The sequence below is a fragment of the Dyadobacter sp. HNCC25DJ186 genome, assembly GCF_056895235.1.
Genome location: NZ_JBXHAS010000003.1, coordinates 735,777 through 762,123 on the forward strand (window position 1 = coordinate 735,777; position 26,347 = coordinate 762,123).

22 protein-coding genes are annotated in these 26,347 nt (G+C 40.3%); 12 read left to right on the forward strand and 10 right to left on the reverse strand.

The window, feature by feature from the left end; translation table 11 throughout:
• The first annotated feature begins 24 nt into the window (after positions 1-24).
• The 6 genes from AC1XUO_RS12960 (at position 25) to AC1XUO_RS12985 (ending at position 6,439) form a co-directional block, all read left to right on the forward strand.
• The gene (locus AC1XUO_RS12960; RefSeq protein ID WP_483330240.1) at positions 25-1,497 is read left to right on the forward strand and encodes a SusD/RagB family nutrient-binding outer membrane lipoprotein; all 1,473 of its coding nucleotides are present in this window, start codon (positions 25-27) and stop codon (positions 1,495-1,497) included.
• Positions 1,498-1,540: 43 nt separating this feature from the next.
• Entirely contained in the window at positions 1,541-2,023 is a 483-nt protein-coding gene (locus AC1XUO_RS12965; protein WP_483330241.1) for a hypothetical protein, read from the forward strand.
• A gap of 113 nt (positions 2,024-2,136) precedes the next feature.
• The gene (locus tag AC1XUO_RS12970; protein WP_483330242.1) at positions 2,137-3,324 is read left to right on the forward strand and encodes a pyridoxal phosphate-dependent aminotransferase; all 1,188 of its coding nucleotides are present in this window, start codon (positions 2,137-2,139) and stop codon (positions 3,322-3,324) included.
• Between the two features lie 145 nt (positions 3,325-3,469).
• On the forward strand, positions 3,470-4,564 hold the full coding sequence (locus tag AC1XUO_RS12975) for an AEC family transporter (RefSeq protein ID WP_483330243.1): 1,095 nt from the start codon (positions 3,470-3,472) through the stop codon (positions 4,562-4,564).
• A 13-nt stretch (positions 4,565-4,577) separates the two neighbouring features.
• On the forward strand, positions 4,578-5,177 hold the full coding sequence (locus AC1XUO_RS12980; RefSeq protein WP_483330244.1) for a Hint domain-containing protein: 600 nt from the start codon (positions 4,578-4,580) through the stop codon (positions 5,175-5,177).
• Between the two features lie 203 nt (positions 5,178-5,380).
• The gene (locus AC1XUO_RS12985) at positions 5,381-6,439 is read left to right on the forward strand and encodes an agmatine deiminase family protein (RefSeq protein WP_483330245.1); all 1,059 of its coding nucleotides are present in this window, start codon (positions 5,381-5,383) and stop codon (positions 6,437-6,439) included.
• Between the two features lie 88 nt (positions 6,440-6,527).
• Here the strand turns inward: AC1XUO_RS12985 and AC1XUO_RS12990 are convergent, their stop codons facing one another.
• From AC1XUO_RS12990 to AC1XUO_RS13020, 7 genes are all read right to left on the reverse strand, one after another.
• Positions 6,528-7,319 carry a class I SAM-dependent methyltransferase gene (locus AC1XUO_RS12990; protein WP_483330246.1) on the reverse strand — a complete coding sequence of 264 codons (792 nt, stop codon included), beginning with the start codon at positions 7,317-7,319 and terminating at the stop codon, positions 6,528-6,530.
• 300 nt (positions 7,320-7,619) lie between these two features.
• Positions 7,620-9,497 (reverse strand): carboxypeptidase-like regulatory domain-containing protein, encoded by a 1,878-nt coding sequence (locus AC1XUO_RS12995; protein WP_483330247.1) that lies wholly within the window; start codon positions 9,495-9,497, stop codon positions 7,620-7,622.
• Between the two features lie 423 nt (positions 9,498-9,920).
• Positions 9,921-10,667, reverse strand: coding sequence for a CPBP family glutamic-type intramembrane protease (locus AC1XUO_RS13000; RefSeq protein WP_483330248.1), 747 nt, complete (start codon positions 10,665-10,667; stop codon positions 9,921-9,923).
• Between the two features lie 135 nt (positions 10,668-10,802).
• Complete coding sequence (locus AC1XUO_RS13005) at positions 10,803-11,225, reverse strand: hypothetical protein (protein WP_483330249.1); 423 nt, start codon at positions 11,223-11,225, stop codon at positions 10,803-10,805.
• 9 nt (positions 11,226-11,234) lie between these two features.
• On the reverse strand, positions 11,235-11,795 hold the full coding sequence (locus AC1XUO_RS13010) for a CPBP family intramembrane glutamic endopeptidase (RefSeq protein ID WP_483330250.1): 561 nt from the start codon (positions 11,793-11,795) through the stop codon (positions 11,235-11,237).
• A gap of 143 nt (positions 11,796-11,938) precedes the next feature.
• On the reverse strand, positions 11,939-12,166 hold the full coding sequence (locus tag AC1XUO_RS13015; RefSeq protein WP_483330251.1) for a helix-turn-helix domain-containing protein: 228 nt from the start codon (positions 12,164-12,166) through the stop codon (positions 11,939-11,941).
• Between the two features lie 150 nt (positions 12,167-12,316).
• Positions 12,317-13,120 (reverse strand): glycoside hydrolase family 25 protein, encoded by an 804-nt coding sequence (locus tag AC1XUO_RS13020; RefSeq protein ID WP_483330252.1) that lies wholly within the window; start codon positions 13,118-13,120, stop codon positions 12,317-12,319.
• Positions 13,121-13,404: 284 nt separating this feature from the next.
• On the opposite strand from AC1XUO_RS13020, the gene AC1XUO_RS13025 reads away from it, so the two are divergent.
• Both AC1XUO_RS13025 and AC1XUO_RS13030 read left to right on the forward strand, forming a co-directional pair.
• The gene (locus tag AC1XUO_RS13025) at positions 13,405-13,635 is read left to right on the forward strand and encodes a helix-turn-helix domain-containing protein (RefSeq protein ID WP_483330253.1); all 231 of its coding nucleotides are present in this window, start codon (positions 13,405-13,407) and stop codon (positions 13,633-13,635) included.
• A 360-nt stretch (positions 13,636-13,995) separates the two neighbouring features.
• Complete coding sequence (locus tag AC1XUO_RS13030; protein WP_483330254.1) at positions 13,996-14,376, forward strand: hypothetical protein; 381 nt, start codon at positions 13,996-13,998, stop codon at positions 14,374-14,376.
• 50 nt (positions 14,377-14,426) lie between these two features.
• On the opposite strand, the gene leuS is transcribed toward AC1XUO_RS13030, so the two are convergent.
• Positions 14,427-17,252 carry a leucine--tRNA ligase gene (gene leuS / locus AC1XUO_RS13035; protein ID WP_483330255.1) on the reverse strand — a complete coding sequence of 942 codons (2,826 nt, stop codon included), beginning with the start codon at positions 17,250-17,252 and terminating at the stop codon, positions 14,427-14,429.
• Positions 17,253-17,666: 414 nt separating this feature from the next.
• On the opposite strand from leuS, the gene AC1XUO_RS13040 reads away from it, so the two are divergent.
• From AC1XUO_RS13040 to AC1XUO_RS13050, 3 genes are all read left to right on the forward strand, one after another.
• Positions 17,667-18,329, forward strand: a complete 663-nt coding sequence (locus AC1XUO_RS13040) for a porin family protein (RefSeq protein WP_483330256.1) — start codon at positions 17,667-17,669, stop codon at positions 18,327-18,329.
• 238 nt (positions 18,330-18,567) lie between these two features.
• Positions 18,568-20,058, forward strand: coding sequence for a helix-turn-helix domain-containing protein (locus AC1XUO_RS13045; RefSeq protein ID WP_483330257.1), 1,491 nt, complete (start codon positions 18,568-18,570; stop codon positions 20,056-20,058).
• A gap of 168 nt (positions 20,059-20,226) precedes the next feature.
• The gene (locus tag AC1XUO_RS13050; protein WP_483330258.1) at positions 20,227-21,123 is read left to right on the forward strand and encodes a sterol desaturase family protein; all 897 of its coding nucleotides are present in this window, start codon (positions 20,227-20,229) and stop codon (positions 21,121-21,123) included.
• 1 nt (position 21,124) lies between these two features.
• Here the strand turns inward: AC1XUO_RS13050 and AC1XUO_RS13055 are convergent, their stop codons facing one another.
• On the reverse strand, positions 21,125-22,288 hold the full coding sequence (locus tag AC1XUO_RS13055; RefSeq protein WP_483330259.1) for an acyl-CoA dehydrogenase family protein: 1,164 nt from the start codon (positions 22,286-22,288) through the stop codon (positions 21,125-21,127).
• Positions 22,289-22,904: 616 nt separating this feature from the next.
• Positions 22,905-24,722, reverse strand: a complete 1,818-nt coding sequence (locus AC1XUO_RS13060; protein ID WP_483330260.1) for a glycoside hydrolase family 9 protein — start codon at positions 24,720-24,722, stop codon at positions 22,905-22,907.
• A gap of 203 nt (positions 24,723-24,925) precedes the next feature.
• On the opposite strand from AC1XUO_RS13060, the gene AC1XUO_RS13065 reads away from it, so the two are divergent.
• Complete coding sequence (locus tag AC1XUO_RS13065) at positions 24,926-26,329, forward strand: hypothetical protein (RefSeq protein ID WP_483330261.1); 1,404 nt, start codon at positions 24,926-24,928, stop codon at positions 26,327-26,329.
• The last annotated feature ends 18 nt before the right edge of the window (positions 26,330-26,347 follow it).

Sequence of the window (26,347 nt, forward strand, 5' to 3'; positions counted from 1 at the left end):
GGGATCTTTTAACCGACTTTCATTATGAGAAAAATAGCATATAAACCACTAATACTTGCGCTGACAGCTGCGATGTTCTCGATGAACAGCTGTACCAAGGATTTTGAAGAATTAAACTCCAATCCGAACGATCCAACGCTGGTAAAGGCACAGTATCTTCTAACCTCAGGCCTTGAATCTTCAATTGACCGTTACTGGGGACACAGAGACCGGTTTGAGCGTATCAACATTGATGCGGCCGAACTTTACATGCAGCATCTGACTCGTAATATTTATTCCAACGAAGGTGATGATTACACGGTATCTGTTGCAGTAACAAACAATAACTGGAAAGGTTTTTACAATGATGCACAGGTTAACTTTCAACGCATCATTACAATTTCCTCACCAGACGGCGCAACACCAAACGCAAATTATGTAGGTGTTGCAATGGTGATGAGAACCTGGGTTTTCTCGCTGCTTACAGATATGTACGGACCGATTCCTTACTCAGAAGCGATTCAGGGAACAGCGGAGACACCGATTTATACGCCTAAATATGACTCTCAGGAAGCTATTTATGCAGCGATGCTGGCGGATCTAAAAACAGCAAATTCATTATTGACCGTTGGCGGTCCGGCCGTTGCAGGTGATATTGTTTACAACGGTGATGTATTAAAATGGAAAAAGTTCGCAAACTCACTTCGTTTGAGACTTGCTAATCGTCAGGCGAAAAAGAAACCGGCAGAATCAAAAGCTGTTTTTACGGAGATTCTTGGAGACGCGACAACCTATCCGATTTTCACTACAAATGCGGACAACGCTCAGCTGAACTGTTCAGCAGTTTTGCCAAGTAACAACGAGTGGAACCAGATCATTATTCAAGGCGGTCGTACGGACTGGAATTTGAGTAAAACATTGGTTGATCAGATGAATTCCATGGGTGATACAAGAATTATGGTTTATGGTAACCCAAACAAGGACGGAGTTTACCAAGGTCACCCGAATGGTTTGCCAGATGCGATTGCTACTACTTTCCTCTCATCAAGTTCTACGATTGGAAATTATTTTACGAAAGCAACTGCACCAGAAGTTATCATGACTTTTGCTGAGTTAAACTTCATTCTTGCGGAAGCTGCTTTTGATGGAGACATTACCGGTGACGCAGATGCCTATTTCAAAACTGCTGTCAATGCTTCTTTTACACAATATGGCCTGACGCCTCCTGCGGCATTCCTTGCTAAACTTGGAACGGCCACAAAAGAGAAGATCATGGAGCAAAAGTGGGTGGCATTGTTTGGTCAGGGTATCGAAGCCTGGGCAGAATGGCGCCGCACGGGCTTGCCAAAATTCCCGGCACCTGATGTTCGCGCAGTGTTGAACAACGACGGTGTTTTGCCAACAAGGTTTACATATTCAACCAACGAGTATTCTCTTAATAAAGAAAGCGTTGAAGGCGGCGTCAACTTGCTTGGTGGCAAAGATGATATGAAAACAAAACTTTGGTGGGCTGAATAATCCAAACCGGAAAAATTAAGTGATCGACTTAACAAAACTGAAAATGAATTCATATAAAAAACATTTCAAAATTCTGGTTATCTGTCTGCTTGCCGGTGCTGCTTTCACCGCTTGTAAAGAAGAAGATCCATGGGTAGACGCCACAGTCGCGCCAGTTGTTGTGAACATTATCGGAGCACCTTTCGGATATCCTCAGGAAAAAGATCCAGCCGTTGGATACCCGGCCGCCTCCACAAAACTGACACTTTCTGCGACAATTTTAGAATTAGATAAAAGCGGAATCCTGAACAACACAGTTGGTATTGATTCAATACCTGTTTCAGGTGTAAAAGTGGCAATCACCATGCGAACAGGAGCTGTATTAGGTGAAGTAACTTCTGGCGCGGACGGTAAAGTCTCACTGGACAAAACCTGGGCAGAATTAGGGATCGCCGCGCCCGTTAAAGGTTCACTTGCGAGAATATCATGGACCGGAACTTACAAGGGAGTATCTTTTACAAGGTTCTCGCAGGTTCAGGCACAATAAAACTACCAGTCAGTCAGGTGAATTCCTGGCTGACTTATTTCAATTTTTATTCATTGCTTTTCTAATACCCATTTGCTTAATCTTTACAATCCCATTACTAAAAAACTATTACAATGACTCAAAAAATCGACCGTCGCAATTTGTTAAAATCAGGCTTATTGGCTCTTGGTGGTATGACCCTGGCTCCTCACATGAGTTTTGGTGGTGCATTCGACGACATGCCATTATCACTTGATCCTGAAAACCGCATTTACCGTAGCCCAATGGTGCGTGAGCACTTCCTGGACAAAAAACCAGATCTTTCTAAAATGATCCGTATCGGTGCCAACGAAAACCCATACGGCCCACCAAAAAGTGCTCAAAAGGCTGTTTGTGATTCAGTAGCTGGTGGAAACCGCTATGCATGGAAAGAAATGAATGATCTGGTTGATAAAATCGCTAAAAAAGAAGGCGTTTCGAAAGACTACATCATGATGGGTCCTGGATCTTCGGATCTGTTGGAAAAAGTAGCTTTGGTACTTTTCATGCACGGTGGAAATATTGTTTCTGCTGATCCTTGTTATATGTCACTTGTTCAGGTTGCAAAATCTGTTGGCGCAACTTGGAAAGCTGTTCCGGTAACAGATAACCACTCCCACGACTTGAAAGCGATGGAAGCTGCTGTTGACAAAGACACTAAACTTGTTTACATCTGTAACCCTAACAACCCAACGGGTGCGATCACAACCGGTAAGGACTTGTTAGACTTCTGTTCGCGCGTTTCTGAAAAAGTGCCGATTTTCGTTGACGAAGCATACATCGAACTAGCCGTTGGTGCGGATACTGAAAGTATGGTTGGATTGCTTCAGAAAAACAAAAATGTAATTATTGCACGTACTTTCTCAAAAATCATGGGAATGGCTGGTATTCGTGTGGGTTACATCGCTGCACAACCAACGTTTATTAAACAAATCGAAAAAATCACGCGTGGTGGTATGGGTATATCTTATACTTCAATCGCTGCTGCTTCTGCTGCTATGGATGACAGCGAATTCCAGGTGATGACACGTAAGATGAACCACGAAGCAAAAACATATCTTCTTGGCAATCTTGATAAAATGGGTTACAAATACATCCCGTCTTACACCAACTTCGTGATTTTCCCTATCAATATTCCTGGTAAAGATATGCTGACCAAACTGGCTGCAAAAAATATCTCCTGCCGTGCATTTGATATTCAGAACAAGCCTTGGTTACGTGTTAGTATGGGTACAATGGACGAAATGAAAGCATTCGTAAGCGCCCTTGGTACCATAAGTTAATCCACCATTACCTGAAAGATGGCTGGTTTTCCGGACGTATATCCAACCGGATATTGCATTCCAGAAAACCAGCCAATACTTTTTTCCATTCATTTTAGTACGCCGGATTTTTTTTCCGGTATCCAGTCAATAAAAATCTTTAACCATGAGTGATGCCTTACAAAAAACCATTACTTTACTTTTACTGATTGCATTGGGATTACTTCTCCGCGGGAAGTTTAAAAGTAAGGAGCAGACCAACGGTATTAAAGAGATCATCCTTTCTGTTGCGTTGCCATCCACAATCTTTATCTCACTGATGAAGATTGAAATGAACTCGTCAATGCTCATCATTCCGCTTGTGACGTTGGTGTTTAACTTTCTGATGTTTTTCTCTGCGCCACTCGCATTTGCACTTTTCGGTATTGAAAAAAACAGCCCAACCGGCAGAACACTGATGATGTTGATTCCATCTCTGGCTCCGGGACTTTCCTGTTTCCCGTTTATTGCTGAATTTTTAGGCGAAAAAAGTTTGGCTATTGCCGCATTGGCCGACGTTGGAAATAAATTTTTCGTTCTGATTTCTCTTTACATTCTGGCGATGAACATGTTCCTGAAAAACAGCCAGGATAAGGAAACCAAATTAGGAGGAAAACTTAAAAGTCTGTTCGGAAATATGCTTCAGGAGCCTATCAATGTACTGATTATTCTTGCCATTATTCTATTAAGCATTGGAATCAATTATTCTACACTACCCTTTGTAATCACTGAAATTTTTGACAAAACAAGCGCGATGATGACACCACTGGTGCTGGTTTTCATCGGTCTTGCGGTTCAACTTAAAGAAGGAAAAAAACGTATTGTCGCAAGTATTCTTTTATTCAGGGCCGGCAGCACGATGCTGATCAGTGCAGGAATGATCTATGTTTTAAATATCTCCGATCAATCCATGATCCTGCTTGCCATCGTCATTCCTTTGAGTGCCGCAAGTTTCTGGCCTCTGGCGCATATTTCTGCTTTCAATTTACGCGAAGATGCCATGGGAATGGCCAAAGAGAAAAGAACGTTTGATATGGAACTTGCCGTGTTACTGCTGGCCTTTTCACTTCCGTTCTCAACAATTTTGATTCTTGGTATTCTGACAACCGGTGCGTATTTCACGCATATGTCAACTTTAATTATTGCAGGCGTTGTCCTGATTGCACTTGGCGGATTACCTAACCTTTTCAGTAAAGTATTCGTACGAGTTTCAAAAGCCTAATTAAAAAACTGTTATGCGCAAAACAATCATTATTCCATTTCTTTCTCTGCTGTCTTTTGCTGCAACAGCTCAGACTAAAAATGGCGAAACTGCCGAAATAAAAAAGGAAGTAACTCAACAGGTTTCTTCCAAAGAGAAAAAGCAGGATAAATACTTTTGCGCTAATGCAACAGTAACCATGGCCGACGGAACTGTCAAACCTATACGTGAAGTAAAAGTTGGCGAAAAAGTAAAGACCTGCCATAAGGGTAAAAGTAGAGAAACTGAGGTAAAAACAGTGGAGGTTTACCATAACCCAAATGCATTGCTGACAGCCTTATACCTTCGCCCTGTCAACGAGTCTTCGGTCTCCAAAGAATCCTGGCCGCTTGTCCCTGCCCTGCTTTTAGAAGCAACACCACAGCATCAGGTGCAAACGAAAAGGGGAAATAAAACGATGAAACAGTTATCAAAAAATGATGTGTTGTATCACTACGAGCCCTCAACGGGAAAGGTATCTTCCTGGAAAGTCGGTATCGTACAGACCAATGCGCGTAAAGTTGAAACTGCTTATAATCTCACAACAGAAGACGGATCTTATTTAGTAGAAAACGTTCTTGTGTCAAATAATTAACTCCTATTTACTTTAATCAACGTTTTGAAAAAAAATCCAGACCCGCAAGGTGTTTGGATTTTTTGTTTTAAAAGAAAACATTTTTGTTCGTGCACGTCCTTTTGGCACTTCCTTACACTATTTTTTTACATCATTTCAAAAACCTTTGCGACCTTTGTACTTTAATTTGAAGTAATCTCAGCAATTCATACCCCAATACGATCGTGTCACAAAACAATCTTTCTTCAACGCCAAAAGCAGCAGGATTCACATTTCCGCCCGAATGGCACCCACACCGCGCCACCTGGCTGACATTTCCTCATAACGACGCTTCCTGGCAGGGCGACAGACTTGAAAAAATGTATCCGCAATATCTCGCTTTTATCAAGGCTATTAGCGAAGGAGAAATTGTCGGTATCGTGGCAAATGATCAAAAACTGAAAGATTTTATTGAAAGCCAGCTCGGTGCCATCGGCGTAGATTTGTCTAAAATTGAATTTGTAGTCAAACCTACAAACGACGCCTGGTGCCGGGACCATGGACCTGCTTTTTTGATCAATCCGGATACAAAAGAAAAGATGATCGTTGACTGGGGCCATAACGCCTGGGGTGGAAAATATCCTCCTTATGACGACGACAACCGCACGCCGCAAGCCATAGCGAAGTATCTAAATTTGCCGACTATTACGCCCGGAATCATTATGGAAGGAGGTTCCGTTGAATTCAATGGCGCTGGCACTATCCTCACCAGCAAATCATGTCTACTGAATCAAAACCGCAACGCCCATTTAAATCAGGCGCAAATTGAGCAGTATCTGTATGACTATTACGGAGCCGGGCAAGTTCTCTGGGTTGAAGCCGGCATTGCTGGTGACGACACTGACGGACATATTGACGATACGACGCGTTTCATCAGCGAAGACACGGTGATTGCAGCAGTAGAAAATGATCCGAATGATGAAAATTTTGATATCCTTCAGACGAATCTCAAAATGATGAAAGAGATGCGTTTGTTGAATGGAAAACAACTGAACATCATCGAAATACCTATGCCAAAAGCAGTTATCATCGACGACTTCCGGACACCGGGTTCTTACGTAAATTTCCTGATGTGTAATGCGGGTGTGATCGTTCCGGTATTTAATAATCCAAATGACCAGATTGCGATTGATATTCTTGAAAAAGCAATGCCCGACCGGAAAATAATTCCGTTAGATGCCACTGAAATTATCTGGGGACAAGGCAGCTTTCACTGTTTGAGCCAGCAGGAACCGTTAGTTTAAAGTTTTGATCTATACACAAAAAGCAGCCGGATAAGCACGAAATCTTAACTGGCTGCTTTTTGTATTAACGGCAATAAGAATTAAAAATTTATTTGATCTCCTCAATTCCGCCATCGTTAAGGGAAAATGGATGTGCTTCCTCCTTTTTGAAAATCCCTTTTATCGAATCCAAAATCGTTTTCTTTTTTAATTCCACTGGCTCATAAGGTGTAATTGTTTTCCTTCCGATCTGTTTGTGAAAAGGTTGTTTGCGTAATTGTTTCTCAAAAACGACAATGGAGTCGTAAAACGATATGCAGTTGATATGGCGCGTGATTTCATCGATCCGTATTTTACTTTTGTCAACCACGTGATGGTCATAAATTGAATCAACCAGATCTTTCGATTTTTCAATAAAAGAACCAGGATTTCTCAGACCTCCATGAAATTCATCCCAGTAAGATGTGTGCGTATCTTCAACGATATACAGCCCGCCCTCTTTTACTTTCATATATAACATTTCGAAGGATACCAGCTGCTGCTCCATTGTGTGCCCGCCATCGTCAATAATAAAATCAAGTTCCGGCAACTGGCTGACCACACTACTCAGAAAGTCTTTATCACTTTGAGAACCGATAAAAATCGTCGTGTTTTCCTCCTGTAACTTCTTACAATCCGGATTGATGTCAATCGCATAAATATGGACATACGCACCAAAATATTTCTTCCACAATTGCAGCGAACCGCCGTGAGAAATACCGATCTCTAGAATGTTAATTTTTTGCCCCCGATACTTCGAAAAATATTTTTCATAAATGTCAAAATAGTGATCCCACTTATGGATAAGGTTTCCCGTGTGATTATAAAAAATATCACGGATACTGTCAGGTGCTGATTGCATACGGTTTTGATTTTAATAATGGCTAACAGTTACAAATGTATAATAACTGAAAGCCTGTCAAAACATAAGAGGAAATAATTTAGGGATTGGTAATGAAATGGTTCGGTATTTCACAAAAAAAATGATAATACCCAGCTCTTTATTTCAGGATAATATTTCATCAACAAACGACCTGAAAAAATAATAATTACAACGCGGGTTGCGATTTTGAGCGATTGCAAATTTGCACGGTTCATGATCATTATTTGGCTGTTTTTAAAAATAACATACATAAATAATTCCACCACAAATACCTGATAATCAAAATTTTATACGGACACCACATGTGATCGACATAGGAGAAACTGCAACACGGATATTCGCAGGAGTAATCAAAATATCTTTGGACGGATAATCTGTGATAATATTTTTTGTGACCAAAAAATTTCTTTTGTTCTTAATAATCAGGATATCTTCCCGGCTGAAATTCCGGGTATAATTCAGCTCGCAAAAATAGGAAAGTCGCTTTATGCGGTATTCGAGACCCGCACTTGCCATACTACTAACATATCGATCGCCCAAATAAACCTTTGGGGTATCTATCAAAACTTCTCCACTAATAACCAGGCCTTTGGAATCTTTTAATCTGCCAACATACATACCACCTTTACCTGCCGACAGCCCTATCGACGCTGACAAAAACAGCGGATTTCCTTTCTGCTTTATCAGGAAATACTGATAAAATTTGATTGCTGTTGATTTGAAAATACCGGATGCAAATAATGCTTCAACAAAATCGATTTTTAATAACTTGTAGGGTGTCAGCGCATATCCAATGCTGAACACGCCTGCCGAAATAATACGGGATCCAGGATTTTCACCAGCGTTTTTATTTGCATCTCCAACATGACCCAACCAGACAAGCTCTTTGCCCGAAGATTTAAAGAATGCTGTATGTAGCGCATAGCTGATCACTAGACGTTTTACTACCCTATGTACCTTGGCTTTGGTGTCTGTTTTATAGAGAGACAAACTGCCAAAATCAGATCCTGAAATTCTCTCTTTTGAAATCACAAGCCTTTCTAATCTTACTATTGAATCAAGCTCAATTGTCGCATACTCGTCCTCAAAACTTACATTATTACTGCTTTCTATTTCGGAAAACAGTTCACCAAATTTAAGCCGCTTCTCAAATGTTATTGGTGTTATGTCCTGGCTTATATTAATGGCAGATGTAATAAATTCCAGTGCATATTCAATATCCTGCCCGGTTTTCTTGTTGTGGTTTGTTCCTTTTATTACAGTACATTTCAAGACATATTTTTGATCCTGGTAGCCGTAAAGCGTCAGGTAGTTTCTTGTAAGTCTCTTCAATGGAATCAGCGGATTAACATTTTTAGGGTCGCTGTCTTTCCATTCAATTTTTTGATAGGCCAAAGTCTTTTTGTCAATCCAGATTTTACCTTCTTTAGTCTCCTCCCTGTCCGTGGAATTGAAGCGAATGACATAAACAGAATCTTTCCCCTGATTATATGTTGAAATAGATTCCAAATGATAGCTGAATCGTTTCTCAAAATGCACAGGATTTAAAAATGAAGCTCTCATTTTGACCGGGTCATTCCAATTTGCCATAAAAGCACCACCGAAATATCGGACATTGTCTACACTATCTCTGTGAGGTAATACGAGATTTTTTATTTTGAGCACCTCCACTTGCGCATCCTGATTTGCATGCTGGTATCCGCTTTGTTGTATACGTAATGATGATTCAGTAAAATTCAGATACCGGTTATTTTGAACTGATTTGTGAAAGGATCTGTAAAATCCGAATAATTCCATCGGATTTTGAGGGTAGTTATCATTTATTCTCCTGTAAGCCTTCGTTAGCAAAGCTTTTAATGAGCTATCCGGAAAAATAACAATCGTGTCCAGTTGTTTTATCTCAGGTTCAAGAACAATAAAAATATTTTTCATACGGCCATTCAATCGCACACGCTGCGTCTGAAATCCGAAGGCAGTTATGACCAATATCTGCGCATCAGATTCTCTCATTTTTAAATCAAAAATCCCTTTTTCGTTGGTAAGTGTGCCCTTAGTCCCGCCATCAATCCTTACGGAAGCCAATGAAACCGGCTCTTCCTTTAAGTCTTTCACCTCTCCCGTAACATGCCTGACTTGTGCAAAGCAATGCGTCGTCATCCAAAAAAATGAGAGATAAAATAAATACAGCCGTCTACGTCTAACCATATACGCTTTCTGGTTTTCACTGAAATAAATTATATACCCACATCTTAATATCCGGATAATATTTTGCCAGCAACCGACCTCCATAAATACCAATCATAATAAGGAAACTATCTTTAAAATTTCGATAAATGGAAATTAATTTATTGATTATCAGCTGCATAATACTATCCCTTCCACAGAAAAGTTAAGAAAACAAGGTAAGAACTAAGTTAATAAGTCGCCTAATTTTGAAGTCGGTTTTTTAATCAAATTTGGAATAAACGGATAATTCAAAATTTTAAGCAGCAACAACGGCCAGGTCAACATATGGTCAGCGAAATTATAATATCTTCATAATCAAAAATTTAAAGAAATTATACACATTGGTTTTAATCTTTAAAACAATTCCGTTAACAATTTATGGATCTGGCTGGTTGAATTGATGAATGCATGTAAAAGCAACGGCCACAGAAGCGAATTATATCTGATAGCCAAATAACTAAAAACAACGCCATATACGAACTGGGGAAGGACATAAAATGGGTATAGGTAAATGAATGACCAGTTCAACGGGGTGAAATTATAGATATGTACCAATCCAAAAGCTGCCGTTAAAACCCAGCTCATATAATTGTAACTTTTCTTTTTATTGATATTGGGATAATTCTCCTCTGCGATATTATTGGGAAATTGGACTGATCCAAATATGATTAATAAAATGAAACTGTACCAAAAAATGGAAATATCCAATTGAAAGCGATTTGGAAGAAGGTCCTCGAATAATAATAAAAGCAATAGTATTCTTAATTTTAAGGATTTTGTAAGTAGCGGCAGTCGAAATAAACATTCTTCGACAAATGGCCCGAGGGCACATGTTTTAATCAAAACAAGCATTTCAGAATTAGACGCAAGAAAATTCTTATGATGTTCCTGAAAATCCTCAATTAAGGAAATGTGAAATCTGGATTTTAATACGGAATCAATCGGTACGGTGATAAATAAAAAAAGTGTAAAAGAGCCCAAAAAACACAAAATAAAAGCATTTTTAAAAACCAATAGCTTTCTGCCTATTGTCTCATTCTTCCCAACATCAAAGAATGAAGATGGGCTTCGGAGGAATGAAAAAATATCTATTAGGATCATAGGGGTTGAAATCAAGAAAATTATTTTTAACCTGATACATTTATCTATTCTTCGGATTCAACCAATCATCCGCTTTGTCGTAAATCAGTTGATCAATACATTACAAAAATTCCCGATCAACCGATTTCGCGATATTCAGTTAATAAGGGTCAATTTTTTTAGTTGTGAACGAAAGGAAATCCAATGTACAGTCAAAAAAACAGCTGAAAATTTAAAAAGGTCATTGTCTTTAAGATAATTCAGGGCTTTATCCACACTGACTACATCGTCCGTGACGATTAAGTTGGACAGGGATAACACAACGATACTGATAAATGCTCCAAAAAACGTCTGAAAGAAACAACGGTACCTTAACCTTTCGATTTCAGCAGTTTCATTTTTCTCTCTGGAAATAGTAAGCAATATCAAACCGCAAAGGCCTAACCATTTAAGAACCCCAACCCATGTCTCCATCAATGGTGAAAAGAAGTCAAAATTTAACATGACGAAAAAAAACATAACCAACGCCAGGATCACAATCCCGTACCCGATCTTTTTGAAATAAAATGATAACATCATGGGTGCTGTTTAAAATGGGTTCACAAAAATAAAATAGCCTCCGATCACAAGGCTGTTGAACAAAGCATGCAACAATACGCCATACCAAAAACCATAAATAATCCGGATGTAACCCAGCATAAGCCCTCCAAAAGTTTGGCTCATGGTGATGAATGGAATGAAGAGATAATGAGAATCATTGATTTGGTAATTGAAAATATGAATTCCTCCAAAGACCACTCCCGAGATATAGTATAACCATTTGAAATATTTCCAATGACGAAAATATCCTAACCAAAACCGGAACATAATTTCTTCGATAAACGGGGCCAGAATGATGGCTGTAATTGTTTTAACAATTATGCCCACATTTATATCCTTTTCCACTAATTCGTCAAACAATCCTAATTTTTCTGCAATCTCCAAAGGCAGCCCAAAAACAATCAAACTAATGCCCATAGATATGAACAGAAAGTAAAAGCAAATATGTAAAAGCTTTTGTCTTTCCGTTAGGACTACATAATCAGGATCATTTGGATTTTTGATAAACCCAATAAAATGCAGCATCAAATATTTGAAGTGAATGGTCATGTTAAGTGTGTGTTTTTAGATTTATTGATAGGCTTATTCTTTGAATGCAACACTATCTATACTCGTCCTTTCTTGCGCACCCGTTGGTTGGTTTACCTTATTAATAAAAGATAAAAACGGCTGAACTAACATGGCTGGCTTTATCACGTGGCAACCATACTAAACCCAACAGTACGTTCATAATAATAGGTTTGCCTGACATGGCAAAAGGCAATCGGGGCTCCCATTTCCCTCATGATACGTATGTATTCATACACCGCCCTTTTGGAGAGATCCAGTTTTTCAGCTAATTCGGCAGGGGTGCCAGTCGACTTTTTCCCAATCAAGTGATGTAACCGATCAAAGCGTTCCAGATATTTTGTCAGGTTCATAGTTAAACATAGTGCTGATATGATTCGGAGCACAATGTAGAAACAATAGGGAAACATGACCCAAGTTCTTCGACACTATTTTAATCGAATTTTGAATAAACCAAGAATAAGTTTAAAATAACATATAGATATCGCTTGTTTTAAGAAGAATTACTCCCCCAAAGCCTCCCAATCTCCGCTCTCGTGCAGGAAAACATTATAATCAACAAAACCGCGAATGCCGGCTGCCCAGCCTTTTTCGCTGTGCTGCCAGAATAACACTTGTGCGTCTTCGGCCAGGTCGTTCAGATGTGTTCGGGAGTAACCGGCCAGCCAGAGGGGATAATCGTCGAAATTTCCCGCTATATATTTTTTGTAAAAATGTTCATTGACATAAATGATCGGGCGGACGCCGTAGTGTTTTTCAATCAGAACGAGCCAGTTCCTGACGCCTTTCACGATAATATCATTAGGTTTTCGGGCATCGGTTTCGAGGTCGAGGACGGGCGGAAGATCACCCGGTAATAATTCAACCTGACCTATGAAATTAGCAACCTGGCGGTCTGACATTACCCGTGGATTGTAGAAATGATAGGCACCGCGTTTCATCCCGATACGCCTGGCTTCCTTCCAGTTTCTTTGAAATTCCTTATCTAAATGGGTGGCACCCTCGGTGGCTTTGATATAAACAAAATCAATCCCCATCTCCTCTGTCCTGGATTCTTTCAGTTTGTCCCAGTTGATACGGGCATTATGGTGCGACACGTCGATCCCATGCACAGCGTATTTTAACGGAAGTTTTATACCCGCTTTCGCAATGTAAGTCCATTGGTTCTCATCCTTATTGTCGCTCCACCATACCAACGCCGCAATGACCAAAACAACTCCCGCAATAATTGCCCAGCCTTTGGCAGGTAAGGGTTTCAAATAATCAGGTTTCGCCAAAATGCTGCTTTGCGTTTTCTTTTTTGCCATAGGTTGACAAAAGTACAAAAAGATCAGGTTCGAACGGTACGGTATGGTTCTAACCTCAAAATAGTTGGGTTGTCGTTTAAGACTTCGCCAAAAAATGAAATTTTAAGAATCTGAAAATCAGCGCATAAAGAATGAAAAATAAGACCAGATTAATTTTCAGCGAATTCCATCTACAAAAATGATACGTTTAAATTCGATAAACCTGTGACGATTATTCAAACGGATAGTCTAATCATTACAGAGAGACCAATATCTGTAAGTTTACGATAAACCCGCTGTTGGCTATGAAAACCAAAACACCAAATGATCTCGCCAAAAGAATTAAGAAGCTTCGTCTTTTGCACGGTTACAAGCAGGAACAAATGGCGCAGGAAATTGGGCTGAGCCAAACAGCTTACAGTAAAATTGAAACGGGAGATACCAGCCTGACGGTGGGACGAGCGGCCATGATTGCCAAGGCATTTGGAATGTCACTAACAGCACTATTGGAATGGGAGGAAAATATTTTAAAATAATTTCATACAAATTGTGACCTACAACACAAACACGAGTCTAAATACCAGAATTTCCCTTTACACACTATATACTAACTTAACTAAAAGCGAATTACACACACACTTGTTAACACTTCATCAACAACTAATTTTTATCTTACTTATTCCTCCAGTTTACACACACTCGAAGCCTGTTCGAACCTATAAAGTTCTGAACGGGCTTTGTTTTATTCCGGCAGAAGTAACCCATGGGCATCGCATTACCACTCATTATTGTTATTCACCATTCATGTACTTTGCATTGCATAGTACCTAGTATAACACATACATTTGTTATGTTCTTTAACAGCAACAGAACTTCAACTTTATAATTTATTAGCCATGAAAAATTCATTCAAAACCATTCTCAGCGTATTTGTATTAGCTTCCGTTATTTCTTTCTCAACATTTGCCAACGATAAAGAAATCAAAAAAGTTACCGGGTTTAACTCGGGAATTTATGCTTCCAAGGACGGCAAGATCAAAGTGAATATTGATAAGTATAACAGGGCAAGCACCTCAATACTTTTTCAGGATGCGAAGGGAAAAGTGATCTACAAAGAAGTTGCAGGAAGAGGCGACAAAAAATTGAGACGTGAAATTGATACCAATGATCTGGCCGCGGGAAAATATACTTTGGAAATATCCAGCCAGGGAGAAAAACAAACAAGAGAATTCCAGTTGGAAGAAAAAGTAACAGAACGTTCAGTTAAAATTGATTAACGAACAGGAGAAAATAAAGGCCGGCATGAAGTTCATGCCGGCCTTTATTTTTATATAACTACGTTCACTATACGTTTAGGAACAACGATGACTTTTTTAGGAGGATTTCCTTCAAGCCATTTGATTACGACCTCGTTCGCCAGCACTTCTTTTTCAATTTCTGCCGGTGCGGTATCCAATGCGAAAGGAAGCGTTACGCGAACTTTCCCGTTGATCTGGATCGGATATTCAAAAATGGCGTCCACAACATACTGCTGCTCCCACTTTGGGAATGGTGCTTTCGAAACAGTTCCTTTTTCATTGCCCAGGGCATCCCACAATTCTTCACTCAAATGCGGGGCATAAGGAGAAATCAAAACAACAAGCTCCTGTAACACTGAACGTTTGTTGCATTTCAAACTTCCGAGTTCGTTCACACACATCATAAATGCGCTTACGCCGGTATTGAATGAAAAGTTTTCAATATCTTCTTCAATCTTTTTGATCGTCTTATGCAAAACGCGTAATTCCTCGGGTTTCGCAGCTTCGTCTTTTACCAGCCATTGTCCCTGGTCGTTATAAAACAAACGCCAGAATTTACGGATAAAACGATACGTTCCGTCAATACCATTGGTGTTCCACGGTTTTGCCTGCTCCAAAGGTCCCAGGAACATTTCATACAAACGCAAAGTATCAGCACCATATTTGGTTACGATATCATCCGGGTTCACTACGTTAAATTTGGATTTCGACATTTTCTCTACTTCCACGCCGCAATGATATTTCCCATCTTCGAGAATAAACTCAGCATTTTCGCCTGCGATATCACGACGCGTTGCTCTGAATTTTTCAATATCCAGAATATCGTTTTCTACAATATTAACGTCCACGTGCAAAGCAGAAACCTCGTATTGAGATTTTAGCCCTTCGCTGACAAATACAGGTTTGCTGTAATCTTCACTTTTTACACGATAAACAAAACTGCTTCGCCCCTGGATCATTCCCTGGTTAATCAGTTTTTTGAAAGGCTCTTCCTCCTGCACAAAACCTCTGTCTTTCAAAAATTTATTCCAGAAACGACTATACAAAAGATGGCCGGTTGCATGTTCAGTCCCGCCGATATACAAATCAACATTCCGCCAGTAATCGATCGCTTCTTTTGATGCAAACTCCGTTTCGTTTTTGGCATCCATATAACGATACCAGTACCAGCTGCTTCCAGCCCAACCCGGCATCGTGCTCAATTCATATCCATTTCCACTGCCGTGCCCCCAGCCTTCTGCTCGTCCCAATGGCGGTTCGCCGTGTTCTGTTGGCAAATATTTATCAATCGCCGGCAAATTTAACGGCAATTCTTCCTCTTTCAATAAATATGGCAAAGGCTGTCCCGTGCTATCATTTTTGTAATAAACCGGCACCGGCTCACCCCAATAACGCTGGCGACTGAAAACGGCATCGCGCAAACGATAATTGATTTTCCCCTTACCAACACCTTTTTCTTCCAGCCACTGAATTAATACTTTATTTGCCTCATGAAATGTCAACCCGTTGATCATTCCCGAGTTGATATATTTACCCTCTTTGGTATTATCCGCCTGGACATCCACTTCTTTCTGCGAATCCAGGATCGGAATGATCGGCAGATCAAAATGTTTTGCAAAGTTCCAGTCGCGCTGATCACCTGACGGAACGGCCATAACCGCACCCGTTCCATATCCTGCCAAAACATAGTCGGCAATGTAAACCGGTATTTTTTCGTCGTTAAAAGGATTGATTGCGTAAGCGCCCGTAAAGGCTCCTGAAACCGTTTTCACATCACTTGTCCGGTCACGTTCAGAGCGTTTTTTGGTCAGATCGATATAAGCGTCAATCTCCGCCCTTTGTTCTGGTGTCGTGATCACGTCAACAAGCTCGTGTTCCGGTGCGATCACCATAAACGATACGCCGTAAATTGTATCAACACGCGTTGTGAATACCGTAATGGTTTCCGAACCGGCCTCTCCTGTTCTGGAAGTTGCCACAGGAAATTTCACCAGAGCACCCACCGAGCGGCCGATCCAGTTACGCTGCTGCTCTTTCAAAGATTCGGTCCAGTCTACATGATCCAGACCGTCCAAAAGACGTTGGGAATAGGCAGTAATCCGCATCATCCACTGACGCATTAATTTCTGGATCACCGGAAATCCGCCGCGTTCAGAAACGCCGTCTTTCACCTCGTCGTTAGACAAAACCGACCCCAGGCCAGGGCACCAGTTTACGGTCGCATCAGCAACATACGTGATGCGGTATTTTAATGTGATCTTATATTTATCTTCCTCAGCATATGATTTCCACTCCTCAGCCGTAAATGAAGGTGTATCCTCGTCACAGGCAGCTTTTACAAACTGGTTACCATTTTCCTCAAATTTGGCGATCAGCGTTTCAATTCTTTCGGCCTTATCTGTTTCGTTATTATACCAGCTCTCAAAAAGCTCCGTAAAAATCCACTGTGTCCATTTATAATAGGAAGGATCGGAGGTACGAACTTCGCGGCTCCAGTCATAACTGAAACCGAGATTTTTTAATTGTTCAATATATCGGGTAATATTTTGCTCCGTCGTAATGGCCGGGTGCTGGCCGGTCTGAATCGCATACTGCTCCGCAGGAAGACCAAAACTGTCAAATCCCATCGGATGCAGAACGTTGAAACCTTTCAGGCGTTTGTACCTTGAGTAAATATCAGAAGCAATATATCCAAGTGGATGGCCTACGTGCAAGCCGGCACCGGAAGGATACGGAAACATATCCAAAACATAATATTTTGGAAGATCAGACTTGTTCTCAACCTGAAAAGTCTCATTTTGCTCCCAAAAATTCTGCCATTTTTTCTCTATATCCCGGGGACTATATTCACTCATTCTTTCTCAACAATTTAGTCTAAAATTAACTTTGGTCTTTTACAGACCGCAAAAATAGCGTTTTTTGATCGTAATAAGCCTTCTTTTCACACTAAATCGTGTCAATAAATGGTTGAAGAAGTTGTTTAGATTTTTATGATTATTAACGGATTACGCTACGGAAGTATTTAGCAGCGTTAATCCCGCCAGTTACTTCTCTTTGTAATCGACGTATAACTTCCGACTGTGACTTAAATACACAAATTTTAAAAAAATTTAAAAACCATCGGAGGTTGTGGAAACAAATGCTCACAATTTCAGTATTTAAAGTTGTTATGGCAACGGCATATATTTTATACATTCTCTGCGACGATCAATTTAATCGACGACAAAAACCATAAGTAATTCAAAAAATCATTAAAATTAAAAGGGAATATGAAAAAGTTATTATTAATAGCTCTTTGTGCGGTAGGAATAAACTTCTCAGCATCAGCACAATATGATCCAGCAGTTCGGTTTGGTGTTAAGGCAGGTGCAAATTTATCAAATATTGCAGGAAACGATTTGTCCCTGGGATCAGGAGGAAATGCTTTCGATTTCAAAGACAATTCCGATCGTACGTTAGGATTTGTGGGTGGTGTATTTTTCCGTTTTGGACGTAATTTCTACGTTCAGCCAGAATTTTTACTTTCTCAAAAAGGCGCTAAATTCAACTTTGATAACTCAATAAACGATGACAAGGTGGACGTAAGATTCTCTAACCTTGACGTTCCTGTGCTTTTCGGTGTGCGTATTGCTAAGTTTTTCAGAATTAACGTGGGGCCTATGGCATCCTATCGTTTGTCGAGCAACGGTAAATTAGGTGATTCATTTGATGAAGCTACAAATACAGATTCGAGAGCGGAATTTAATAACCGTCTTGCATTTGGATACCAGGCTGGTGTAGGTGTTGACTTTGGACGTTTAAGTCTTGATGTTCGTTATGAAGGTAATTTCAACGATATCGTGAAAGTTAACTACGATAATGCAACAACTGCTGCACAATTTGGCAAAAAAAGTAATTTGTTCCAGGCAACTTTGGGTTTCTCAATTTTCTAAGATACCCATTACCTGAAATAAAAGTAAAGGAGAATCATTCGCAGAATGGTTCTCCTTTACTTTTAGGGGTATAAGATTTTTCAACAAACCCGATCAGGAATAATTGGGAAGTTAGGGATTTGAAGTATATAGACTAATTTTGCAAATCGTTTCAATTGATACAAAGATATTCAGGATCTGTTTCTGAAATTTTCAGTTTTAAGCTATCCAAAATATCTAACATTTTACCTTCTTTATTGTGGCTTTAAATACTGACAACGTACGACTGGTTTTTGGACTAAAATTAAAACAGCTCCGACTCGATAAAGGTCTGTCGCTGAGCGAACTTTCCCAAAAATCGGGCTTGTCAATTTCCTATATCAATGAAATTGAAAAAGGGAAAAAGTATCCGAAGTCTGATAAAATAATTGCACTTGCTGGGGCAATGGAAGTGGATTATGATACGCTGGTGTCGCTAAAACTCAGCAAAAGGCTGGAACCAATTTCTGAACTTTTAAGCTCAAATATCCTTACAGAACTTCCGTTAGAGCTTTTTGGTATTGATCCTGCCAGTTTGCTGGAACTGCTTTCCGACGCTCCTACCAAAATCAGCGCTTTCGTTGGGACGCTGATCGAGATTGCGAGAAATTACAATATGTCTGTTGAAAAATTTTATTTCTCGGCATTGCGTACCTATCAGGAAATGCACGACAATTGTTTTGAGGATATTGAAGAAGAAGCTGAACGTTTCATGCTGGAAAGAGAGATTCCCGCAGAAAAACTTTTGGATGAGAATTATCTCGCAGATGTGCTCCGGTCGGAATATAATTACAAGATTGAAAATATCAACGAAAAGGCAAATCCTGAATTCGCGAGTGTGCGTTCGCTGACCATTACCCGGCCGCAAGGCAACAGACTCCTGATCAATACGCACCTTTCCTCTGTCCAGCGTGCGTTTATTTATGGAAGGGAAATCGGTTATGTTTATTTGAAACTAAAAAACAGGTTACATACCACGGCCCTTGTGGAAGCGGAATCGTTTGAACAATTGTTGAACAACTTTAAGGCATCCTATTTTGCCAGTGCGATTATTATCAAACGTAGTATACTAGTCCCCAGATTAAGAGAATTCTTCGAACTAAAAACCTGGCAGCCTGAAAAACTGGTGGCTATGGTGGCGGAATTTAACACTACGCCTGAGTCTTTTTGTTATCGTATGAGCAACGTTTTACCAACACATTTTGGCATCAAACAGATTTTCTTTTCGCGTTTCAATAATTTCGCCGGGCAGAATTTATTTGAGATGACGAAGGAAATGCACATTTCAAGAAAGCACAATCCGCATACGGTCAAAGATGAACATTATTGCAGGCGATGGATTGCACTGACCGTACTGAACGATCTTGCCGAATCGGTTAAAAATAAAACGTATACCAACACCATTTGTGCGGCGCAGAAATCCAGATACATCGATACGCAGGACAACTATCTGATCGTCAGTTTTGCCCAGCCGACGGCCACAACACCGAATCTAAACGTGAGTGTTTCCATGGGTGTTTATCTGGATGAACACACCAGCAAAACGATAAAATTTCTGGATGATCCTGAAATACCTTCACGTGATGTGAATGAAACTTGCGAACGATGTTCACTTTTCGATTGTAAGGAGCGGATTGCGGCACCAGTCATTTTACAGAAAAAACACAAAAACGAAGAACTTAGAAAAGCACTCAGGAGGTTGATTAATTAAATCGAATGCATGAGGGTAAAGATCCGGATGATTGTCTCGGTACTATGAGCCTAGAAACAATTATTTTGAGAAGCGGAAAACCATATTAGAATATTCTTAAAAAACAGAATTAGTATCTTTGGGTTTACCAACCGTTCTATCTTTGTTAAATTTTTTGCAGACGTCACTATGCCCGGCACTTACGAATTTGAGGATTTTCTATTAAAACTGTCTACACCGTTTTATATATCCTTGATTTGCCTTGAAATATTTATAACCTATCGGTCGCACAAGGTCTCTTATACTGTTAAAGATACTTTCACAAATGCGGCCCTGATGTTGCTTAATGGCAGCGTTGATTTGCTCTTTCGTGCTGCGTATATAGGAGTTTTGATCTGGTTTTATAATTACAAAATTATTGAGCCGATTGAAAATCCATACATTTACTGGGGAGTACTTTTCCTGCTTGAAGACCTGGCATTTTACGCACTTCATTATGTCGATCACCATAGCCGTTTATTCTGGGCAGTCCATGTGACACATCACTCTTCAGAACATTTTAATCTTACCACAGGATTCCGTTCGTCTGTTTTTCAGCCATTATATCGTTTTTTATATTTTATTCCTTTGGTATTGATCGGCTTTAATCCGGCCGACATCGTGATTATGTACTCGCTGACGCAGATCTATGGTATTATCGTTCACACAGAATACGTCGGAAAACTTGGCTGGCTTGAATATGTTTTCGTTACACCCTCGCACCACCGAGTACACCACGCCAGCAACATTGAATATCTGGACAAAAATATGGGTATGTGCCTGATTATCTGGGACAGAATATTTGGTACTTTTCAGGAAGAGTTACCTGCTGTTCCTGCCCGTTATGGACTAACAAAACAAACTGAAACGAATAGTCTAACAGAGACGGTTTTTCATGAATGGAAAGAAATAAAAAAGGATTTTGAGCAGCCTATCGATATTAAAACCAAACTTAAATACTTGATAAAAGCTCCTGGCTGGTCGCCTGACGGATTAAGGCAGACGAGCAAGGAGCTTCAAAAAGAGATTTTAAACAAAAAAGTTTAACTTATTTGAACGCCGGATTTCCCGTTATTTCTGCTCCTAAAATCAGTAAATGAATATCGTGCGTTCCCTCGTATGTCATCACCGATTCGAGGTTCATCATGTGGCGCATAATTGGGAATGAATCAGTGATACCCATCGCACCAAGTATCTGGCGGGATTCTCTGGCCACCTGCAAAGCCATTTCCACATTGTTCCTTTTTGCCATGGAAATCTGACTTGTCGTAGCGCGGGCGTCGTTCATCAACGTTCCCAAACGCCAGGATAATAGTTGTGCTTTTGTAATTTCGGTGAGCATTTCTGCCAGTTTTTTCTGAACCAACTGAAAGGAGCTGATCGGTTTATTAAACTGGAATCTTTCTCCTGAATATTTAAGTGCCGTTTCATAACAATCCAGAGCAACGCCAATGGCACCCCAGGCCACACCAAAACGTGCATGATCCAGACATTGCAAAGCTGCTTTAAGACCAACTGCATCCGGTAAAATATTTTCTTTTGGGATGAGTACTTTATCAAAAATCAATTCTCCGGTAGCACTCGCACGAAGTGACCATTTTCCGTGAATTGTTGCCGTTGTAAAACCCGGCATTCCTCTTTCTACAATAACACCCTGCACACGGCCATCTTCATTCCGCGCCCAGACAACTGCGATATCAGCAAAGGGGGCGTTTGAAATCCACATTTTCGAACCATTCAGCAAATAACCTCCCTGAGTTTTTGATATGGTTGTTTTTAAACCTCCCGGATCTGAGCCATGATCCGGCTCCGTCAGACCGAAGCAGCCCAGAATCTCTCCTGTACCAAGTCCCGGCAAGTATTTTTGCTTCTGCTCCTCAGACCCAAACTGATAAATTGGCCACATGACCAGTGAACTCTGGACAGAAACCGTTGAACGCATGGATGAGTCGCCGCGCTCAATTTCCTGGCACATCAATCCATAACTGACATAATCCAGTCCTCCGCCGCCATAATCCCTAGGAATCGTGGGACCAAAAACGCCAAGCTCACCAAATTTTCGCACGAATTGCAGCGGAAATTCTGCCCTTTGCGCATATCCTTCAATGACTGGTTTTATTTCAATATCACAAAATTCCTTTACGACCTGGGTGATCAAGCGCTGCTCTGGCGTCAGCAACTCTTCTACTTTAAAAAAATCAGTGGTTAGCATGGCGTGGTTCGTTTGATGAGGATTTCAAAAGTTACAACTTTAAAACACAAAAAACCTTACCATCAGGTCCAAAAATCAATATTGTTGTAATTTAAATATTCAAAATTTGATTAAAATACTGTAAAATCATGTCAGTTGTTTTTATTCTGGTTTGTTATATTTACCGCAATTATAATTAGAAGTATGCCCTGAATTTAAAGCTGAGTCAGTCACCCAATCCCTGGATTTTTGAATTCAAATGACTTTACGCCATAACAATCATGAGACCTGTTATTCCACAAGAACACCTTGACAAACTGAGAAATACCGAAAATCAAAAGTCCGGGATATCCAAGAACCAAAAATGGTCTTTTGTATTTTTCATGTTAAATTCAAGTGCATTATATCAGATTGGTATTATGTATGTTGAGTATTATATAAACAACTTACGCCTTCCTTTAAGTTACCATTTCTTAGTCGGGATTGCAACCACGATTTTGGCACTGATTATTGAATATTTTGTAAAAGACAAATCGCATAAATTTAAAAAGGTGTTGACAGTACTTATCATGTTGTCGATGGTGATTTGCGCTTTATTGATTCCAAGGCCTCTATTGGATTACATAAACTAGTGGACTTATTCCCTCGCAGAAATCGCCAGCATATACCAGGCCGCGTGTGGAAGCCATTGTTCGGCCCAGCGCCAGTCATTGTCTTTACCTGTTTTTGCGTAAGACAGATTAAAATCAATATCATCTTCGTTTTCCAGTCCGGAAGTAATTCCATTAGCGATTCCGCCTGGCGCATTTGTATATTCGAAAGTCCCGAAGAATCCATAAGCAGGATTGTTATGACCCGAACCGTGCAGCATACTCGCGTCATAGGGATTTAGACCTAAAATCCAGTTAAGCTGATTCAGCGCAAATTTTTCCAGATTTTCTTTGAATACCTTCTCATCAGCGAAAAGCGGCGCAACCAGCCTGGCCGCGGCAGCCATCGACGCAATCCGGGCATTTTCTCCCTGCCACCAGGGCGATGCGTCACTTCCATGAGGAAAGAAAAAAGTCGTCTTCCTGTGTCCCAGCGTATCCTGCACAAACTGCCTGCTATATCCAAACGGATTATTGACTTCACTGGTAATTTTAAGCTCGTGAGCCAGCGATCTTTTAATTATTTCTCTGATTTTTTTCTGTTCCTGTTCAGAAGCGAATGGGAAATAATAAGTCAGACTTGTGATAGGAAAACCCGCATCGGAAGGATGAAAAAACGGGCGATCTTTATCATCGGCCCGCCAATAGTCGGTTTGGTTATCTCCGGAAATTAATCTGGTCAAAAGCTGATTCGCTCGTTTGGCCGCGGCTTTCGCATATATTTCTTTCCCTGTTGCCTTCAATAATTCGGTTGCGGCACTCAAAGCACAATAGTCGTCCACGATATTTTCTTTGCCATCGTTGGTCATTTGCACATTATTTTTTTCAAGAAAATCGAACGCCCGTTCCGCAGCAATCAAATATTCTTTATTAGAAAACTCACCCGAAGTATCATATGCTGACGCCATCGCCAGTGCGGCAATGCTCACGCCGCCACCCGACCGATAGCTAACCTGATAACTTTTCCAATCATTGGATTTATCACTGTCGTTAAACGATTGGTCCTTATTTTGTTTGATCCGGTAACTCTGGTCTTCCGCTCTGATCACCCGGTCTTTTGCCAGTTTTCCTGGTCCGGGTGCCGAAACGGATCGATAAAACGAGCCATTTTCAACTTGCATCCGTACTAAATAATCCGCTCCATACATGGCTTCATCCAGTAACCTTCGATTATACTGACGAAAATCAGTACCTGTTTTTTTGGTTAACAAAGCATAGGTTTTGAATAAACTCCATGCCGTTAATGAAATCTGCTGCGGATTGAAATAGGATGAAAAAGTAAGATGTGACAAATGTTTGCCATAATCTCCTGAAGCGTCATACCAACCGCCATGGGCATCGATCGTATCTTTTGTTTGACCAGAAAGAACCAAGTGATGATCAGCCGCGTCCAGCAATCCGGAACTTCGCTGGCCTTTGAAGTAGTAAATTACATTTGAAAGCGTTGATTGTTCGAGCACATTTTTCCCGATCACAAACGGATAAGACGCGGCTAATTTATCAGCGCTCTGAGCCTGAATAATATAGGAACCGTTTCCATTGAAGGCGCTGAAATCAATTGTCCAGAAAAGCCAGTTTCTCCATTTTCCAACCTGCCCGCTGAAAACCGGCTTTCCTGAAAAAACAACTTTTCCGGTCTCTGATTCAACTAATTTAAAAGATGGAATATCTATCTTTTTTTCACTTATAATAATGGCTTGTTTAGCCTGAGTACTTTCGTAACCTACATGATTAGTCAGCACTTTAATACTTTGTGCTTTAAGCAAAACAGGAAAAAAAACGAGTATCCAGAGGATTCGATTCACAAGAGGCGTATGTTAAGGTTTAGGATTTTTGTTCCGCAATATTGGGACAAAATTTTACGTTCCAAAAAATCCTTATTTAAAATTCACTCTTCACTGGTAGTAAGCAACTTAAATTTCAATTAACCAGGGATTTTTTTGTAAATTCAAACATTTTATTCACCTTTAATATACTTATCTGCTACTCACGTAAACCTGACAAAATCATGAAAAAAAGTTATTACTATACTACGCTTCTTTTCGTTACGGTTTGCTTTTTATCATGTAACAACGATAAAGATTCTCCTTCCCCTTACACCAACGTTGAGAACCCGTTAAAGGCTGGCGAAATTTCAATTCCTGTCAAGGCAGACCCTTCTTTTGCCTGGGCGCCGGCGGCAGGTTCCGTGAATTTGGGCGATTTGAAAAGTGCCAATGGGCTTGAACCTTTTATGATCGCGATCGGCGACGGCAATGCTGCCGGCTACCGCGACGGAGGGTTATATCGTCAGGGGCAACTTACCTCCTACCCTAATCTCGTTGCCAGACAAATGGGATTAACAAATTTTAACCAGGCGCTATTTGAAACAGAGAATGGAAACGGGACGGGTTATCTGGTCAGAGAAAAATCTTCTGCCATGCCATTTTTCCAGGAAGTAATAAATAATACCGCACGGACAGAGAAAGGTTCTGTTTATATGAAAACTTACAATGGAAAACCAGTAAACAATTTTGCTATCCCTGGAAGCGGAAACAATATATTTTATCTCAATCCCAAACAGGAACTGGACCATTATGTTGATTTTTATAAGAACAATCCGATGCCAGCCAACCTTTCAAATATCAATTATTTATGGGATCATAAGCGTCTGAATGCTTCATTGGTCGGCAGGTTTGTGGGCGAGGAATATGAATCCCTGGGTGAATATACTAAAACAATAAAACCTGATCTTGCTTTGGTAGAAAGCGGTCTTGATGTTTTGATTTCTATGAATATCAATGGAGGAAATGGGTCTCCCTATGGCGGAAGTGAATTCACTTGGGAACAAACTATCCGAAATTATTTAAAGGAAAAAGGGTCAAGGTATGTCTACGCAACCGTTCCGGATGTAGTTGAATTTCCCTACTTTCACTGGTTTTCGTATGAGTCGTTGATGAAGAAAAATGGAAAAGTCATTGGTGTCCAAGCCGACTATACCGATCATCCCATGGCCGTTAACGCTGAATCAATTTTTTTGCCAACGGCAACTGTAGTTAACTTTTACGATGGGTCAAACAAAAACTCGAATCTGACAGATATTGATGTTATAAGGAAAGCGGAAATAGCCCGACCGAATCTTTATAATGATCTTTTGGTAAGATGGTCGAAGGAATATAATTACGGCGTTGTTGATTTTTATGCTGTTTACAAAAAAATAATGGCTGGAAATTACATTTCTGAGGACGGTTTCAAAATTGATCCTTCGTATCCAAATGGTAACTTTTTCTCAGCTGACGGCATTTACCCAACTGCTATTGGACAGGCTGTGCTGGCCAATGAAGTAATCAAAGTTTTAAATTCAACTTATCGGGCACAAATTCCATTGATTAATATTGGCAAGTATGCCAGCGAAATGGAAAAGGTGAAGTAAATTCATCAGAACATCGCA

Bases quoted from the DNA above. Each gene is read 5' to 3' on its own strand.
- AC1XUO_RS12960 (WP_483330240.1), top strand. From the start codon at position 25: ATGAGAAAAATAGCATATAAACCACTAATACTTGCGCTGACAGCTGCG.
- AC1XUO_RS12965 (WP_483330241.1), top strand. From the start codon at position 1,541: ATGAATTCATATAAAAAACATTTCAAAATTCTGGTTATCTGTCTGCTT.
- AC1XUO_RS12970 (WP_483330242.1), top strand. From the start codon at position 2,137: ATGACTCAAAAAATCGACCGTCGCAATTTGTTAAAATCAGGCTTATTG.
- AC1XUO_RS12975 (WP_483330243.1), top strand. From the start codon at position 3,470: ATGAGTGATGCCTTACAAAAAACCATTACTTTACTTTTACTGATTGCA.
- AC1XUO_RS12980 (WP_483330244.1), top strand. From the start codon at position 4,578: ATGCGCAAAACAATCATTATTCCATTTCTTTCTCTGCTGTCTTTTGCT.
- AC1XUO_RS12990 (WP_483330246.1), bottom strand. From the start codon at position 7,319: ATGCAATCAGCACCTGACAGTATCCGTGATATTTTTTATAATCACACG.
- AC1XUO_RS12995 (WP_483330247.1), bottom strand. From the start codon at position 9,497: ATGACGACGCATTGCTTTGCACAAGTCAGGCATGTTACGGGAGAGGTG.
- AC1XUO_RS13000 (WP_483330248.1), bottom strand. From the start codon at position 10,667: ATGATCCTAATAGATATTTTTTCATTCCTCCGAAGCCCATCTTCATTC.
- AC1XUO_RS13005 (WP_483330249.1), bottom strand. From the start codon at position 11,225: ATGATGTTATCATTTTATTTCAAAAAGATCGGGTACGGGATTGTGATC.
- AC1XUO_RS13010 (WP_483330250.1), bottom strand. From the start codon at position 11,795: ATGACCATTCACTTCAAATATTTGATGCTGCATTTTATTGGGTTTATC.
- AC1XUO_RS13015 (WP_483330251.1), bottom strand. From the start codon at position 12,166: ATGAACCTGACAAAATATCTGGAACGCTTTGATCGGTTACATCACTTG.
- AC1XUO_RS13020 (WP_483330252.1), bottom strand. From the start codon at position 13,120: ATGGCAAAAAAGAAAACGCAAAGCAGCATTTTGGCGAAACCTGATTAT.
- AC1XUO_RS13025 (WP_483330253.1), top strand. From the start codon at position 13,405: ATGAAAACCAAAACACCAAATGATCTCGCCAAAAGAATTAAGAAGCTT.
- AC1XUO_RS13030 (WP_483330254.1), top strand. From the start codon at position 13,996: ATGAAAAATTCATTCAAAACCATTCTCAGCGTATTTGTATTAGCTTCC.
- leuS (WP_483330255.1), bottom strand. From the start codon at position 17,252: ATGAGTGAATATAGTCCCCGGGATATAGAGAAAAAATGGCAGAATTTT.
- AC1XUO_RS13040 (WP_483330256.1), top strand. From the start codon at position 17,667: ATGAAAAAGTTATTATTAATAGCTCTTTGTGCGGTAGGAATAAACTTC.
- AC1XUO_RS13050 (WP_483330258.1), top strand. From the start codon at position 20,227: ATGCCCGGCACTTACGAATTTGAGGATTTTCTATTAAAACTGTCTACA.
- AC1XUO_RS13055 (WP_483330259.1), bottom strand. From the start codon at position 22,288: ATGCTAACCACTGATTTTTTTAAAGTAGAAGAGTTGCTGACGCCAGAG.
- AC1XUO_RS13065 (WP_483330261.1), top strand. From the start codon at position 24,926: ATGAAAAAAAGTTATTACTATACTACGCTTCTTTTCGTTACGGTTTGC.